Source organism: Pseudomonas sp. J380 (assembly GCF_009827115.1).
Classification (GTDB): domain Bacteria; phylum Pseudomonadota; class Gammaproteobacteria; order Pseudomonadales; family Pseudomonadaceae; genus Aquipseudomonas; species Aquipseudomonas paracarnis.
On record NZ_CP043060.1, the window covers coordinates 3,593,209 to 3,609,532 of the forward strand.

General features: G+C 61.7%; 12 protein-coding genes and 1 pseudogene. 6 read left to right on the plus strand and 7 right to left on the minus strand.

The window, feature by feature from the left end:
- Nucleotides 1-3: 3 nt before the first annotated feature.
- The 4 genes and pseudogenes from FXO12_RS16270 to pilM form a co-directional block, all read right to left on the minus strand.
- Nucleotides 4-1,263: pseudogene (locus tag FXO12_RS16270) on the minus strand (type IV pilus secretin PilQ); the annotation flags it as partial.
- A gap of 135 nt (nt 1,264-1,398) precedes the next feature.
- A complete protein-coding gene (locus tag FXO12_RS16275; protein WP_057975397.1) occupies nt 1,399-2,370 on the minus strand; it encodes a pilus assembly protein PilP in 972 nt (323 codons plus the stop codon).
- Nucleotides 2,367-2,918 (minus strand): PilN domain-containing protein, encoded by a 552-nt coding sequence (locus FXO12_RS16280; RefSeq protein WP_057975396.1) that lies wholly within the window; start codon nt 2,916-2,918, stop codon nt 2,367-2,369. The genes FXO12_RS16275 and FXO12_RS16280 overlap by 4 nt, the downstream gene beginning before the upstream one ends.
- Complete coding sequence (gene pilM, locus FXO12_RS16285) at nt 2,915-3,571, minus strand: type IV pilus assembly protein PilM (RefSeq protein WP_057975452.1); 657 nt, start codon at nt 3,569-3,571, stop codon at nt 2,915-2,917. Before pilM ends, FXO12_RS16280 begins: the two co-directional genes overlap by 4 nt.
- A 233-nt stretch (nt 3,572-3,804) precedes the next feature.
- On the opposite strand from pilM, the gene FXO12_RS16290 reads away from it, so the two are divergent.
- Entirely contained in the window at nt 3,805-6,267 is a 2,463-nt protein-coding gene (locus FXO12_RS16290) for a penicillin-binding protein 1A (RefSeq protein WP_372241997.1), read from the plus strand.
- A gap of 213 nt (nt 6,268-6,480) precedes the next feature.
- Here FXO12_RS16290 and FXO12_RS16295 read toward each other — a convergent pair whose 3' ends face one another.
- The 3 genes from FXO12_RS16295 to rpmE all read right to left on the minus strand — a co-directional run bounded on the left by FXO12_RS16295 (nt 6,481) and on the right by rpmE (nt 8,986).
- On the minus strand, nt 6,481-7,749 hold the full coding sequence (locus FXO12_RS16295) for a malic enzyme-like NAD(P)-binding protein (RefSeq protein WP_014716577.1): 1,269 nt from the start codon (nt 7,747-7,749) through the stop codon (nt 6,481-6,483).
- Between the two features lie 182 nt (nt 7,750-7,931).
- A complete protein-coding gene (locus tag FXO12_RS16300) occupies nt 7,932-8,738 on the minus strand; it encodes a thermonuclease family protein (protein ID WP_057975394.1) in 807 nt (268 codons plus the stop codon).
- Nucleotides 8,739-8,752: 14 nt separating this feature from the next.
- On the minus strand, nt 8,753-8,986 hold the full coding sequence (gene rpmE / locus FXO12_RS16305; protein ID WP_005784030.1) for a 50S ribosomal protein L31: 234 nt from the start codon (nt 8,984-8,986) through the stop codon (nt 8,753-8,755).
- Between the two features lie 338 nt (nt 8,987-9,324).
- Between rpmE and FXO12_RS16310 the strand changes: the two genes are divergently transcribed.
- From FXO12_RS16310 to hslU, 5 genes are all read left to right on the plus strand, one after another.
- Nucleotides 9,325-11,544, plus strand: coding sequence for a primosomal protein N' (locus FXO12_RS16310; protein ID WP_057975393.1), 2,220 nt, complete (start codon nt 9,325-9,327; stop codon nt 11,542-11,544).
- A 204-nt stretch (nt 11,545-11,748) separates the two neighbouring features.
- Nucleotides 11,749-13,485 (plus strand): arginine--tRNA ligase, encoded by a 1,737-nt coding sequence (gene argS, locus FXO12_RS16315; RefSeq protein WP_057975392.1) that lies wholly within the window; start codon nt 11,749-11,751, stop codon nt 13,483-13,485.
- A gap of 1 nt (nt 13,486) precedes the next feature.
- Nucleotides 13,487-14,188 (plus strand): SPOR domain-containing protein, encoded by a 702-nt coding sequence (locus tag FXO12_RS16320; protein WP_003187899.1) that lies wholly within the window; start codon nt 13,487-13,489, stop codon nt 14,186-14,188.
- Between the two features lie 219 nt (nt 14,189-14,407).
- A complete protein-coding gene (gene hslV, locus FXO12_RS16325) occupies nt 14,408-14,938 on the plus strand; it encodes an ATP-dependent protease subunit HslV (protein WP_003171209.1) in 531 nt (176 codons plus the stop codon).
- A gap of 37 nt (nt 14,939-14,975) precedes the next feature.
- On the plus strand, nt 14,976-16,313 hold the full coding sequence (gene hslU, locus FXO12_RS16330) for an ATP-dependent protease ATPase subunit HslU (RefSeq protein WP_034125569.1): 1,338 nt from the start codon (nt 14,976-14,978) through the stop codon (nt 16,311-16,313).
- The last annotated feature ends 11 nt before the right edge of the window (nt 16,314-16,324 follow it).

Sequence of the window (16,324 nt, forward strand, 5' to 3'; positions counted from 1 at the left end):
GAATCAACGACTCACAGCAATCGCCTGGTTATTCATGATACGCGGAGTCAGGAATACCAGCAGCTCGGATTTTTTCTCCGCCAGCACATCGCGCCGGAAAAGGCGGCCAAGATACGGCACATCGCCCAAAAATGGCACTTTATCTACCACTTTGCTTTGGGTGTTGGAGAAAACCCCGCCAATGACGATGGTCTCGCCATCCCTGACCAGAACCTTGGCGTTGACCTCGTTTTTCTTGATCGGCGGCACGTCATTGAGTCGGTTCAGGTAGTCGGGCTCATCCTTGGTGACCTTGACCGCCATGATCACATGGTCGTCGGGAGTGATTTGCGGCGTGACTTCAAGCGACAGCGAGGCCTCTTTGAACGACACCGAGGTGGCACCCTGGGAGGTGGATTCCTGATAAGGAATCTCGGTGCCTTTGAGGATGCGTGCAGTCTCTTTGTCGGAGGTGACGACCTTGGGCTGCGAGACGATCTCACCGTTGCCGGTTTTTTCCATGGCGGTCAGCTCAAGGTCCAGCAACAGGTTGTCGGTGATATAGGCGATCCCCAGGCCCGAGGTTCCGGCCAGCGACCCCAAGTCGACAAAGGGTGAACTGGGTGGGTTTTGCGGCGGCTCGGCACCCTCCGCCAGCGGCTTGCCAATACCGCCAACGCCGCTGTTGCCGCGGGTGAGCCGCCCACCCCAGCGCACACCCAGGCTTTTGTCGTAGTCGACATTGGCCTCCACAATCCGCGCCTCGATCATGACCTGGCGTACCGGGATATCCAGTTGCGCCACGATGCGCCGCAGCTCTTCGAGCCGCTCGCCAGTCTGGTAGGCGATGATGTTGTTGGTGCGGTCATCCACCGCCACCGAACCGCGCTCATCGGTGGAGCCCTCAAAGCCGGTCACCGACTGAAACAGCTTGGCCAGGTCGGCGGCCTTGGCGTAATTGACCTGCAGCAGCTCCCGACGCAAGGGAGCCAGCTCGGCCATCTGCTTGCGCGACTCCAGCATCAACAGCTCGCGAGCAGCCAATTCATCGGCGGGCGCCACCAGCAACACGCCCGCCTTGACTCGCTTGTCCAAGCCCTTGGTTTGCAGTACCAGGTCCAGAGCCTGGTCCCAGGGCACATCCTTGAGCCGCAGGGTGATCGAGCCCTGCACATCATCGCTGGTCACCAGGTTGAGCCCGGCGACATCGGCAATTTGCTGCAAGACCGCGCGCAGGTCGATGTCCTGGAAATTCAGGGTCAGCTTGGCGCCTGTATAGCTGAACGGCTGGGCACTGTCGGGCGGCGGCAGTTGGATAAGGTCCAGGCGATTGGGCACAGCAGCAGCCATCGGTGCCGTCAACGCTATCCATAGCGCCACACCGAAGGACGAGAAGGTCCTTTTCATTGTTTGATTCCGTTATGAGTTGACGTTCAGCACAAGGGTTCGCGGGCGTTCCAGCCAGGCGCCCTGTCCATCGGGAAACAGCTCCACCAGCTCGACAGCAGCGTCTTGAATGGCCGTGACCTGGCCATGGTCCGGCCCCAGGTAATCACCCACCGCCAGCCGATACACCCTGGCCCCAGCCCGCAACAAGGCAAAGGCCTGCGCACCACGGGACAACGTACCGACCATTTCGAACTGATCGAGGCGCATACCCTCCAACAGTCCCCGTGGCCGGGTGAAATCCGGGGCAAGGGCCGGGCGGCCCGGAACGTGCGGTGCCTGCAAGGCGGGCGGCGTGAACGGGTCGCGCAAGGACGAGGGCTCGTAGACAAATTGCGGCCCTGGGTCGAGCACCTGACGGGCCTTGCCGGTTTGCAGGATGCTGCGATAGGTCTTGGCGAGCATGTTCAGACGTAACAAGGCGCCCTGATGCCCGAGCGCAATATCCTGCACGGTAACGACCCGCGGCAACCCACCCAAGGCACTGACAAACGTCGCCAGGTCGTGGTAAACCCCGGACGCGCTTATCTGCATGGGTTGTTCGATATAAAGCTGCCGAGGCGCTTCATCCAGCACGGTGATGCCTTCGACCCACACCCCATGAACAGCCGCCAGCCGGGCGATGTCTTCCAGCACGGCAGGCAGCTCGGACTCGCCGGGCAATTGCCCTAGAAGGCCGGCAAGGTTGTCTTCCATGCTCCGGACTTGCCGGGTGCGCAGCTCAAGGCTCGCGGCCAGGCCGGTCTTTTCTGTGAGTTGCTGCTGCAGCGCCTGCTCCCGCGCCTCAAGCCCGTGCAATCGCTCCCGCTGCGGCCCCCCATGCGAAACCTCGCCTAGCACCAGCACTAGGCCGGCCAGCGCACAGCCAAGCAGCACCTTGCCCGGCAGGGACCATTTGGCAGCGCTGTAAGAGAGCGTGGAAAAATCGAGCCTGGGCAGGCTCATGGTTGCGCCTCGCTGGACTCTCCCTGGCGCACCATCAGCTGGAATTCACTTTCGCCGCGTGCACCTTCGGATTGCACGCGCTGCAGACGGGTCGAACTGGAGCCGTGGATTGGCTTGAGCTGCTGCATCAAACGGGCGATATCCTGGTTGCTTTCTGCCGTGCCGCGAATGCTGATGGTGTCGCCGTTCGCAACCACCTCATGCAGATGGACACCTTCAGGCACCGAGCGAGCCAATTGCTCGAACAATCGAGCACCGGAAGAGCGGGCATCGTGCAGGTCCTGAACCACCTTCATGCGTTCGGCCAGTTGCTGGCTTCGCTCCTGCAAGTCGTCGATGGTCCTGATCCGCGAGTCCTGGGTAGCGATGTGCTCTTCCAGGCGGCTGTTGCGGCTTACCTGCCGGTCTATCGCCTGGTCGATCACTTGATCAGCCAACCACAGTGCCGCGAGCGCCACGCAGGCAAACGCCAGCAATAGCACCAACAGGTATTTGCGCCTGCGCTCCGCGAGGGCCTGGCGCCAAGGCAAAAGATTGATTCGTGTCATCCAGCGAAACTCCTCAGGGCCAGCCCGCAAGCCACTCCCATCCCTTGGGCATCCAAGGCCCATTGTGCACCATCGACTCTATGACCCGGCGTGAAGCTGGCAAAATCCTGAAGGCAAGCGCGCTCCAATGCAAACCCTTCTACATCGACCACCCGCGGCACCAGCCCCGCCAGGGCCAAAACCGCCTCGCGCGCTTCGACCTGCTCACGCAGGCAAGCCGCCAACATCACCTCTACCCACTGCGGGCCTTGAGCCGATGGCCCTTGAACCTGAAAGTCGATGGCCACCTCGTCCAATGGATAGGGGATGAACTGGTCGGCCTCCATCTGGATCTTCCAGGCCATTTCCTCATCACTGAGGCCGGCGTCCATGTCAATCAGCCGGGTAATTACCGACGGGCCCGCGACCGCCGCGGCAGCGTACCGGGCCGAGGTACCCAGCCTCGACAGTGCCTGTTGCAGCACACGGCCCACACCCTCAAGGTCCAGCAAGGTGCCGTCCACCACCGCCTGGGGCGGCAGCATTTGCATAACGTAGCCCTGGACGCTGAAACCGGCTGATGAGCGGCCCAGTTCGATCAGCTTGATGCCGCTGTCATTGATATCGACCCCCAACACCGTGTCGACTTTTCGCCTGAAAAATCCCTTTCCCATAAAACTCCCCAAAACTTTCCCTGTCATACCGGCTGTCATCTCGCCTGATTGCTGCCAGGCACCTTGCATTCGGTCGGCTTGTTCAAGGCTCGCGAATGACGCCCCAAGCCGAAAAATGCTTTAATGCCCAGCGTTTTTTCCCGCTTTTTATCTGCTGCCCGGGTCGATCCATCGTTTGCCATGCATGCCCCGACGCGTAACTCTTTCTTTTCTCTGGAAATCCAAAAGCCTTGATTCGTCTGCTGAAGTTTTTCGGGTACTCCATTGTCGCCATCGTCTGCGGGCTGCTGCTCGTATTCAGCGGGGCCTACCTCTACCTTAGTCCGGGTTTGCCCTCCGTAGAGGCCCTCAAAAGTATCCAGTTGCAGATTCCTTTGCGGGTCTACAGCAGCGATGACAAGTTGATCGCGGAGTTCGGCGAAATGCGCCGCACACCGATCCGTTTCGCCGATATTCCACCCAATTTCATCAGCGCATTGCTGTCCGCCGAAGACGATAATTTCGCCAACCACTACGGCGTAGACCCCAGCAGCCTGGTGCGTGCAGCCACACAACTGGTAAAAAGCGGACATATTCAATCGGGCGGCAGCACCATCACCATGCAGGTGGCGAAGAACTTCTTCCTCACCAGCGAGCGCAGCTTTTCCCGCAAGGCCACCGAAATCCTGCTGGCGCTGCAGATCGAACGCCAGTTGACCAAGGATGAAATCCTCGAGCTGTACGTCAACAAGATCTACTTGGGCAACCGCGCCTACGGCATCGAGGCCGCGTCCCAGGTCTACTATGGCAAGTCGATTCGTGACGCCAGCCTGGCGCAAATGGCGATGATCGCCGGCCTGCCCAAGGCACCGTCGCGCTTCAACCCGCTGGCCAACCCGGCGCGCAGCAAAGAACGCCGTGACTGGATCCTGGGCCGCATGTACAAGCTGGGCAAGATCGACCAGGCCGCTTATGAAAGCGCCGTGGCCGAGCCGCTGAATGCCAGCTATCACGTGCCGACGCCCGAAGTGAATGCACCCTATATCGCTGAAATGGCCCGCGCCGAGATGGTTGGCCGTTATGGCAGCGAGGCCTACACCGAAGGTTTCCGCGTCACCACGACGGTGCCGAGCAACTTGCAGGAAATCGCCAACCATTCGGTACATGAAGGCCTGATCACTTATGACCAGCGTCACGGCTACCGCGGTCCCGAGTCGCGCCTGCCGGGCAAGACCCTGAGTGCCTGGACCACCGAATTGGGCAAACAGCGTTCGATCAGCGGCCTGGACCCGGCCATCGTCACCCAGGTAACCAAGGACGGCATACAAGTGCTGACCCGCTCTGGCGAAGCCCATGTAGCCTGGGACAGCATGAAGTGGGCACGCCCGTTCCTGAACACCAACAGCATGGGCCCGATGCCCAAGCAGCCATCCGACGTGGCCCAAGTGGGTGATCTGATCCGCGTGCAACGCCAGAAGGATGACAGCCTCAAATTCAGCCAGGTGCCACTCGCCCAGGGCGCCCTGGTGTCCCTGGACCCGCAGAACGGTGCGATCCGCGCACTGGTCGGCGGCTTTGCCTTCGAGCAGAGCAACTACAACCGCGCTACCCAGGCCAAGCGCCAGCCGGGCTCCAGTTTCAAGCCGTTTGTCTACAGTGCCGCGCTGGACAACGGCTACACCGCCGCCAGCCTGGTCAACGACGCGCCAATCGTGTTCGTCGATGAATATCTGGACAAGGTCTGGCGCCCGAAGAATGACACCAACACGTTCCTCGGCCCGATCCGTATCCGCGAGGCGCTGTACAAGTCACGCAACCTGGTGTCGATCCGCCTGTTGCAGGCGATGGGCGTAGGCAAGACCATCGACTACATGACGCGCTTTGGCTTCGCCAAGTCGGACCTGCCGCCAAACCTGTCCCTGGCCCTGGGTACCGCGACCCTCACGCCGATGGAAATCGCCACCGGCTGGAGCACCTTTGCCAACGGCGGCTACAAGATCGCGCCTTACCTGATCGACAAGATCGAAAGCCGCAATGGCGACACCCTGTTCACCGCCAACCCTCCACGGGTACCAGGCGACGTGGTCAATGGTGTGGCCGCGACCGACGGGCTTGCGGTCCCGAGCAACGGCGGTATCACCATCGAGCCGACGCCAGGCACACCGTCGGCCGCAAATGCCGGCGCACCGGCCGAACCGCAAGCGCCAGCGGTTGCCGAGCGCATCGTGGATGGCCGCACTACCTACATCCTCAACAGCATCCTGCAAGACGTGATCAAGAAGGGCACCGGCCGCCGCGCACTGGCCCTGGGCCGCGCGGATATCGCTGGCAAGACCGGTACCACCAACGAGTCCAAGGACGCGTGGTTCTCCGGCTACAACGGCGACTACGTGACCACCGTGTGGACCGGCTATGACCAACCTGAAAGCCTGGGCCGCCGCGAGTTTGGTGGCACCGTCGCCCTGCCGATCTGGATGAGCTACATGGGCGCAGCGCTCAAGGACAAGCCGCTGCACACCCAGCCAGAGCCAGAAGGCATCCTCAGCCTGCGCATTGACCCGATCAGTGGCCGCGCAGCTTCACCGAGCACGCCGAATGCGTACTTCGAGCTGTTCAAGAGCGAAGACACACCGCCATCGGTCAACGAACTGGGCAACGGCGTAGTGCCGGGCAGCCCGCTGCCGGCGGATGAAGGCGCGCCGATCGATTTGTTCTGACCTGATCACGCTGATCGGCCGATCGTTCCCACGCTCCGCGTGGGAATGCATCCTGTGACGCTCTGCGTCACGACCTTAAAAGCAGACGCGGAGCGTCCAGGTGGGCGCTCCCACGCAGAGCGTGGGAACGATCAGCCACGGGACAATCAGCCACAAAAAAGCCCCGACTGATCACTCAGTCGGGGCTTTTTTTGCGGGTGTGTCTACAACGGCTTAGCCGTTGAACACATCATCCACGCTTTGCAGCGGGTAGTTCTTTGGATACGGCAGGGTAGCCACACCAGTCTCGATAGCGGCCTTGGCCACGGCATCGGAGATCAGGGTGATCAGGCGCTTGTCCATTGGTTTCGGAATGATGTACTCACGACCGAATTCCAGCTTGGCACCACCGTAGGCGTCGCACACGTCCTGAGGTACCGGCAGTTTGGCCAGTTCACGCAGGGCGTTGGCAGCGGCCACTTTCATTTCTTCGTTGATGCGCTTGGCGCGAACGTCCAGGGCACCACGGAAGATGAACGGGAAGCCCAATACGTTGTTGACCTGGTTCGGGTAGTCCGAACGGCCGGTGGCCATGATCACGTCGCTGCGAGTGGCGTGGGCCAGCTCAGGAGAGATTTCCGGATCCGGGTTGGAGCAGGCGAACACGATAGGGTTCGGCGCCATGGATTTGAGGCCTTCAGCGCTCAGCAGGTTCGGGCCGGACAGGCCAACGAACACGTCAGCACCGTCGAGAGCGTCAGCCAGGGTGCGCTTGGAGGACGGATGGGCAAACATCGCCTTGTACTGGTTCAGGTCGGTACGCTCGGACTGAATCACGCCCTTGCTGTCGACCATGTAGATGTTTTCCAGCTTGGCGCCCATGCTGATGATCAGCTTCATGCAGGAAATGGCCGCGGCACCGGCGCCCAGGCAGACGATTTTCGCCTCGCCCAGGGTTTTGCCAGCAATTTCCAGAGCGTTGATCATGCCGGCTGCGGTAACGATCGCGGTACCGTGCTGGTCATCGTGGAATACCGGAATGTCGCACTGCTCGATCAGGGCCTTTTCGATCTCGAAGCACTCAGGTGCCTTGATGTCTTCCAGGTTGATGCCACCGAACGTGATGGAAATGCGCTTGACGGTGTCGATGAACGCCTGCGGGCTTTCGGAATCGACTTCGATGTCGAAAACGTCGATGCCGGCAAAGCGCTTGAACAGCACGCCCTTGCCTTCCATGACTGGCTTGGAAGCCAATGGGCCGAGGTTACCCAGGCCCAGAATCGCGGTGCCATCGGAAATCACTGCAACCAGGTTGCCTTTGCCGGTGTACTTGTACGCCAGCTCTGGGTCACGGGCGATTTCACGTACGGGTTCGGCAACACCAGGGCTGTAGGCCAGCGACAGGTCGCGGGCAGTGGCAGTGGCTTTGGTGAGCTCTACACTCAGCTTTCCTGGACGAGGATTGGCATGGTATTCGAGAGCGGCAGTTTTCAAATCAGACATATCGGCATTCCGCTTTTACTGTTGGTCGACGGACCGCCGAGGATACGCGTGTCGTAAAGTCCCTACAAGACTGGGCAGTCACAGGTGTCAAGGGCCCTGCGCTACGACTTTTGGCCAAGAGCCACGGGATACAAGGGCTCAACTGTTCACAATCGAAATAAAAAATGTCTACAATTTTTTATTCAAAGCGCCGATTTCAGCATGCCGGGGTCGGTTATTGGCAACAGCCAGCGCGCTTGGCCTTTTTTCAGGCCGCCACGGCGGGCTCGATCCTGCACCCAACCGCGCGCCTCAATGGTGCGGCCTTGCAGACCATCGAGCATGGCCGTATCGAACTGGCTGATCAGCTCGGGCGCAATACGCAATACCAGTGAGCCCTGCAGCTCAATCCAGATTCCACCGCGATTACGCTCGATCTTGCTGACCCGACCGGCCACCAGCGCAAACCCGGAGCGCTTGAGATTCGCCACGCTGTGCACCGGCGATTGGCGCCACAGGCCAAGCCGTGCCTGGCGGGCGCTGTTTTCGGCCGCCTGCTGGCAGGCAACCAGGTCCACATTCGGCGCCACGCCCACTTGGTACCCCAGGCCCTCGGCCAGCAGTTGCGCCTCCAGATTCTCGCCATTGGCGCCGTAGAGGTGAGCTAGGGTGCGCCCGTAATGGTCTTTGGGTTCGCGCCCCGGCACCAGGCCGACACGCCCATCGCTGGCCTTGACCAACGCCTGCAGGCGCTGGCGGGCGGCGACAGCGAATGGCTCGTCAGGGCGGCCCTTCTTGCCGGTTTCCGGCGCGTTGAGGCCGATCATGCGCACGCTGCGACCGTCCTTGAGGCGTACCGTGTCGCCATCCACCACACGCTGTACCTCCACACGCACGATGGCCGCCGGGGCGGGGCAGAAGGGGTTGGCCTGAGCGGTCGCCAGCCAAATCCCAGGCACAAAAAAGGCGCCCACAAGGGACGCCTTTTTCAACAGCGGGTAAAAGCCCATAAGGCTCTTGAACCTTACTCTGCTGGAGTAGCAGCAGGCTTCTTGCCGAAAGCACCAAAGCGATCTGCGAAGCGCTGTACGCGGCCGCCGGTGTCCAGAGTTTTCTGCTTACCGGTGTAGAACGGGTGGCACTCGTTGCATACGTCAGTACCCAGTGGCTTGCACAGGTTCGAACGAGTTTCGAACTTGTTGCCGCAGCTGCAGGTGACTTCGATGGTTTCGTACGCTGGATGGATATCGGCTTTCATGGCACTTCCTCGGGCTAGCGTGCCGCCACTCGACACTATTGTCGAATACCGCACGTAATTAGGCCGCGGATTCTACCAGACCTTTTTAATCACGCAAGCGGCGGGAATGGTCGAAAACTTCCTTTCATCAGATATTCCTCACACACCGCCGTCAATGTGGGAGCCGGGCTTGCCCGCGAAGGCGGTGTGTCAGTCACTGCATCTGTTACTGCACTAGCGCTTTCGCAGGCAAGCCAGCTCCCACAAGATCCGATTCCAGTACTGGAGACGGGACACCCCCGGTCTGCTAGGCTCGCGCCCCTGCGCCACCGCTTGCCTTTATTGATGAGAATCCTCGCGTGCCCGACGCCATTTTGCGCCTAGCCCTGCCCTCGCCCCTGCGCCGCCTGTTCGATTACCGGGCCCCGCCCGGCGTGTCGCGTGCGCAGTTGCAACCGGGCATGCGCGTGCGCGTGCCGTTCGGGCGCCGGGAAATGATCGGCATTCTGGTGGAAGTCACCGACCACAGCGAAGTGCCTGCCGAAAAGCTCAAGCCGGCAATTGCCCTGCTCGACGCCACACCACCGCTGCCGCCCGCGCTGTTCAAGCTGTGCCTGTGGACCGCGCAGTATTACCAACACAGCCTGGGCGATACCTTGAGCTGGGCGCTGCCGGTGCTGCTGCGCCAGGGCGAACTGGCCGAAGCGCGCCAGGAGCGTTTCTGGTCGATGGTGCCCGGCGCACGCCTCGACGACCCGCGCATCGCCCGCGCTCCGCGCCAGCGTGAGGCCCTGGCCACCTTGGCACAACACCCACACGGCGTGGCCCATCAGCTATTAAGCAAGCTGATGCTGAGCAAAGACAGCCTCGACCTGCTGCTGGCCAAGGGCCTGGTGCAGGTGGAAATCCGCAAACACGCCCCGGACCCGCGCCACGAACACTGGCTGGCCCAGCCGGAGTTGCCGCTGAACCCCGAGCAACGCGCCGCGTATGAGGCGATTCGCGCCGGTTTCGACAGTTTCCATGCATTCCTGCTGGCCGGCGTCACCGGCAGCGGCAAGACCGAAGTCTATTTGCAACTGATCCGCGAAACCCTGCAGGCGGGCAAGCAGGCACTGGTGCTGATCCCCGAGATCAACCTGGGCCCGCAGACCGTGGCGCGTTTCGAGCAACGCTTCAATGCCCGGATCGCCCTGGTGCACTCAGCGGTCAATGACCGTGAACGCCTGGAGTCGTGGCTAGCGGCGCGGGACGGCGAGGCCGACATTATTATCGGCACGCGCTCAGCACTGTTCACGCCGATGAAAAACCCCGGGCTGATCATCGTCGACGAGGAGCACGATGGCTCCTATAAACAGCAGGAAGGTTTGCGCTACCACGCCCGCGACCTCGCGCTGGTACGCGCCCGCCAGGAAGACATCCCGATTGTGCTGGGCTCGGCCACGCCGTCCCTGGAAAGCCTGCACAACGCCTACACCGGCCGTTACGGGCTGCTGCGCCTGAACGAGCGTGCTGGCGGCGCCAAACAACCGCGCTTCCTGCGCCTGGACGTGAAAAGCCGTCCGCTGGACAGCGGTATTTCCGGCCCGATGCAACAGGCCATTGGCCAGACCCTGGCCGCCGGCCAGCAAGTATTGGTATTTCTCAACCGCCGCGGCTTCGCCCCGACGCTGCTGTGCCATGACTGCGGCTGGATGTCCGGGTGCGAGCGCTGCGATGCGCGCATGACGGTGCACCAGCGCCACGGCGAGTTACGCTGCCATCACTGCGGCCATGTGGAACGGGTACCGCGCCATTGCCCGCAGTGCGGCAAGGTGGACCTGCGGCCCGTGGGCGCCGGCACCGAGCGCGCCGAAGAACGCCTCGGCATTCTGTTCCCGGACTACCCGGTGCTAAGGGTGGACCGCGACAGCACATCGCGCAAAGACGCCATGAACCAACTGTTCACCACCATCCACAAAGGCCAACCGTGCATCCTGGTGGGCACGCAGATGCTTGCCAAAGGGCATCACTTCCCACGGGTGACCCTGGTGTCGATCCTGGATGCCGATGGAGGGCTGTTCTCCGGGGATTTTCGCGCCAGCGAGCGCATGGCGCAGTTGATCGTGCAGGTGGCAGGACGCGCCGGGCGGGCCGAAGAGCCAGGCAGGGTGATTATCCAGACGCACCTGGCCGACCACCCGCTGCTGATTCAACTGACGGAACAAGGCTACTTTGCCTTCGCCGAACAGGCCTTGAGCGAACGCCGCGCCGCCGGCCTCCCGCCCTTTGCGCACCTGGCGCTGCTGCGTGCCGAAGCTCACAAACCCGGGCAGGCCGAAGGCTTTCTTGATGAGGCCTGCAGCGCCGCTGAGCGTTTATTGGGCGAACTGGCCCTCAGTGGCATCGAACTACTCGGCCCGGTGCCAGCGCCCATGGAGCGGCGCGCCGGACGTTATCGCGCTCAGCTACTCTTGCAGGCAACCTCCCGCGCCCCGCTGCATCGGCTATTAAGTCGCTGGATGCTTGAGCTGGAGCAACTGCCCAGCGGTCGGCAGGTGCGATGGTCGTTGGATGTAGACCCGGTAGATTTGTATTGAGGGTAATTACGTCACCGCAGGCAAGCCAGCTCCCACATTATGAAATATAAACCCCCTTAAATGTGGGAGCGGGCTTGCCCGCGAAGAGGCCCGCAGGTCCGCCATATAGTCTGAACGGTTGGCAAGCCCGCCCTCGCCACGGATAATGCCCAGTTTTTCCACCTGCGCATCGCGCGCCGCCGCTTGCGGTCGAAAGAGAACACCATGAAAGACACCATTCGCCAGCTGATCCAACAAGCCCTCACCCAACTCGTCCACGAAGGTGTGTTGCCTGAAGGCCTGTCGCCGGCGATCCAGGTGGAGAACACCCGCGACAAGACCCATGGCGACTTCGCCAGCAACATCGCGATGATGCTGTCCAAGCCGGCCGGCATGAAGCCGCGTGACCTGGCAGAAAAAATCATCGCAGCCCTGCCGGCTGACGCCAGTGTCACCAAGGCCGAAATCGCCGGCCCTGGCTTTATCAACTTCTTTCAGAACACCCAGGCCCTGGCGTCACGCCTGGATGCCGCCCTGGCCGATGCCCGCATCGGTGCGCGCAAGGCCGGCGACAGCCAGCGCGTGGTCATTGACCTGTCGGCACCGAACCTGGCCAAGGAAATGCACGTGGGCCACCTGCGCTCCACCATCATTGGCGACGGCGTGGCACGGGTGCTGGAATTCCTCGGCGACACCGTGATCCGCCAGAATCACGTGGGCGACTGGGGTACCCAGTTCGGCATGCTGATGGCCTACCTGCAGGAAAACCCGATCACCAGCAACGAGCTGGCCGACCTGGAAAACTTCTACCGCGCCGCCAAAAAGCGGTTTGACGAGTCTGAAGAGTTCGCCGACCGCGCACGGGGCCTGGTGGTCAAGCTGCAAGCCGGCGACGAAGAGTGCCTGGCGCTGTGGAACCGCTTCCGTGAAATATCCCTGTCCCATTGCCAGGAAATCTACGAGCTGCTCAACGTGAAACTGACCATGGCCGACGTGATGGGCGAAAGCGCCTATAACGACGACCTGATCAACGTGGTCAACGACCTCAAGGCCAAAGGCCTGCTGGTCGAAAGCAACGGCGCCCAGTGCGTGTTCCTCGAAGAATTCAAGACCGCCGACGGCGAGCCGCTGCCGGTGATCATCGTCAAGGCCGATGGCGGCTACCTCTACGCCACCACTGACCTGGCCGCCGTGCGTTACCGCAGTGGCGTGCTCAAGGCTGACCGTGCGCTGTACTTCGTCGACCAGCGCCAGGCCCTGCACTTCCAGCAGGTGTTCGAAGTGGCGCGTCGCGCCGGTTTCGTCACCCACCCGATGCACATGGAGCACATGGGCTTTGGCACCATGAACGGCGCCGATGGCCGCCCCTTCAAGACCCGCGACGGCGGCACCGTGAAGCTGATCGACCTGCTGACCGAAGCCCAGGAACGTGCCTACAACCTGGTGAAGGAAAAGAACCCGGAGCTGGCCGAGGCCGACCTGCGCAACATCGCCCGCGTGGTGGGCATTGGCGCGGTGAAATACGCCGATCTGTCCAAGCACCGCACCAGCGACTACAGCTTCAACTTCGACCTGATGCTCAACTTCGAAGGCAACACCGCACCGTACCTGCTGTACGCCTACACCCGCGTGGCCGGGGTGTTCCGCAAGCTGGGCAAGGACTTCAGCGAAGTCGAAGGCCAGATCGCGCTGGACGCCGTCCATGAACAGGAACTGGCGGCCAAGCTCGCGCAATTTGGCGAGGTGCTCAACAGCGTTGGCGAAAAAGGCACGCCGCACATCCTGTGCACCTATTTGTACGAAGTGGCCGGCCTGTTCTCCAGTTTCTACGAGAACTGCCCGATCCTGACCGCCGACGACGAAGCCCAGAAACAAAGTCGCCTGCGCCTTGCCGCATTGGCTGGACGCACCCTCAAGCAAGGCCTGGAACTCTTGGGCCTGGAAACTCTGGAGCGTATGTAAGTTGGCTGCCAAGAAAAAACCTGCACCCAAGCGCGGCGCCAGCCGCTACCAGGCCCCGGCGAAGCAACCGATTCCGGGTTGGCTGTGGATGGCCATCGGCCTTACGGTCGGCGCATTTATCGTGTTTCTGATGAAGCTGGAGCCCGGCCAGGGCGATGACGTCAAGCGCGTCAAACAGGAGCAGCAAAAGGCCACGAAAATCGCCGAAGCCAACAAGACCGCGCCAAGCCCGACCGCACCGGTAAAGCCCAAGTACGACTTCTACACGCTGCTGCCGGAATCGGAAGTGATCGTGCCGCCTGACGCCGTGCCGGAAAAAACCCTGCCGACGCCACAAGTGCCGACCACGCCGGTAACCCCAGCGGAAGCGGCAAAAATCGACACGGCGCGCGCCCAGGCCGCGCTGGCCGGTATCACGCCGCCGCCAGCACCGCCAGTGGCAGCCACCAAGGCTGCGCCGGTGACCAAGTTCTTCCTGCAAGCGGGCTCGTTCCCGAAACAGGCGGATGCGGACCGTGTACGCGCACAGATCATTCTGTTGGGCCAATCGGTATCGGTTGAGTCCGGCACGGTGAAGGACGCGACCTGGTATCGCGTATTGGTGGGGCCGTTCAGCAACCGCGAACAGCTGACCGTGGCGCAAAAGCAATTGGCCGGCGCCGGGTTTAGCAACCTGTTGTTACAACAACGCCAGAGCCGCTGACTCATACTCACTGATCGTTCCCACGCTCCGCGTGGGAACGTGTCCCTTGACGCTCTGCGTCACAGAGCAGGCGCAGAGCGTCAAGGCGGCATTACCACGCGGAGCGTGGGAACGATCACCACTCGTCTGCCCTGCCTTCCTACGGTTGAAATCCCCCTCGCCACCCCCATATGAGTTTCCATCAGGGCATTTTCGCCCCGCTGCGTGGAGACTCTCCCCTTGACCACCATCGTTTCAGTACGTCGCCACGGCAAAGTTGTCATGGGCGGCGACGGCCAGGTTTCCCTGGGCAACACCGTGATGAAAGGCAACGCCAAGAAAGTGCGCCGCCTGTACCACGGCCAGGTACTTGCCGGCTTCGCAGGCGCAACCGCCGACGCCTTTACCCTGTTCGAGCGTTTCGAAGGCCAGCTTGAGAAACACCAGGGCCACCTGGTGCGCGCCGCTGTGGAACTTGCCAAAGAATGGCGCACCGACCGCTCCCTCAGCCGCCTGGAGGCCATGCTCGCGGTTGCGAACAAAGACGCTTCCCTGATCATCACCGGCAACGGCGATGTGGTTGAACCCGAGCATGGCCTGATCGCCATGGGTTCAGGTGGCGGCTACGCCCAGGCTGCGGCCAGCGCGCTGCTGAAGAAAACCGACCTGTCGGCCCGTGAAATCGTCGAGACCGCCCTGGGTATCGCTGGCGATATCTGCGTGTTCACCAACCACAATCAGACCATTGAGGAGCAGGACCTCGCCGAATAAGCCCTGGGCTTATTCAGGCTTGAGGCCGCCAAACACTATGTCCATGACTCCCCGCGAAATCGTCCATGAACTCAACCGCCATATCATCGGCCAGGACGATGCCAAGCGCGCCGTTGCCATTGCGCTGCGTAACCGCTGGCGCCGGATGCAACTGCCGGAAGAACTGCGCGTTGAAGTAACGCCCAAGAACATCCTGATGATCGGCCCTACCGGCGTCGGCAAAACCGAGATCGCCCGACGCCTGGCCAAATTGGCCAATGCACCGTTCATCAAGGTCGAAGCGACCAAATTCACCGAAGTCGGTTATGTGGGCCGCGATGTCGAGTCGATCATTCGCGACCTGGCTGACGCCGCCCTGAAGATGCTGCGCGAACAGGAAGTGACCAAGGTCAGCCATCGCGCGGAAGACGCCGCTGAAGAGCGCATCCTCGACGCCCTGCTGCCACCGGCACGCATGGGTTTCAACGAAGACGCCGCACCTTCGTCGGATTCCAACACCCGTCAGCTGTTCCGCAAGCGCCTGCGTGAAGGCCAGTTGGATGACAAGGAAATCGAGATCGAAGTGGCCGAAGTGTCCGGCGTGGATATCTCTGCCCCGCCTGGCATGGAAGAAATGACCAGCCAGTTGCAAAACCTGTTCGCCAACATGGGCAAGGGCAAGAAGAAAAGCCGCAAGCTCAAGGTCAAGGATGCGCTCAAGCTGGTGCGCGACGAAGAAGCCGGGCGCCTGGTCAATGAGGAAGAACTCAAGGCCAAGGCCCTGGAAGCGGTCGAGCAACATGGCATTGTGTTTATCGATGAGATCGACAAGGTGGCCAAGCGTGGCAACTCCGGCGGCGTGGATGTCTCCCGCGAAGGCGTGCAGCGCGATCTGCTGCCGCTGATCGAAGGGTGCACGGTCAACACCAAGCTGGGCATGGTCAAGACTGACCACATCCTGTTTATCGCCTCCGGTGCCTTCCACCTGAGCAAGCCCAGCGACCTGGTGCCCGAGCTGCAAGGCCGCCTGCCGATTCGGGTGGAGCTCAAGGCACTGACGCCGGGCGACTTCGAGCGCATCCTCAGCGAACCGCATGCCTCGCTCACCGAGCAGTACCGCGAGCTGCTGAAAACCGAAGGGCTGGGTATCGAATTCCAGGCTGACGGTATCAAGCGCCTGGCGGAGATCGCCTGGCAGGTCAACGAGAAGACCGAGAACATCGGTGCCCGTCGCCTGCATACCTTGCTTGAGCGCCTGCTTGAGGAAGTGTCTTTCAGCGCCGGCGACATGGCCGGTGCGCAGAATGGCGAAGCGATCAAGATCGATGCCGAGTATGTGAACGGTCACCTGGGCGAATTGGCGCAGAACGAAGACTTGTCTCGTTATATCCTGTAAGCCTCACTCAA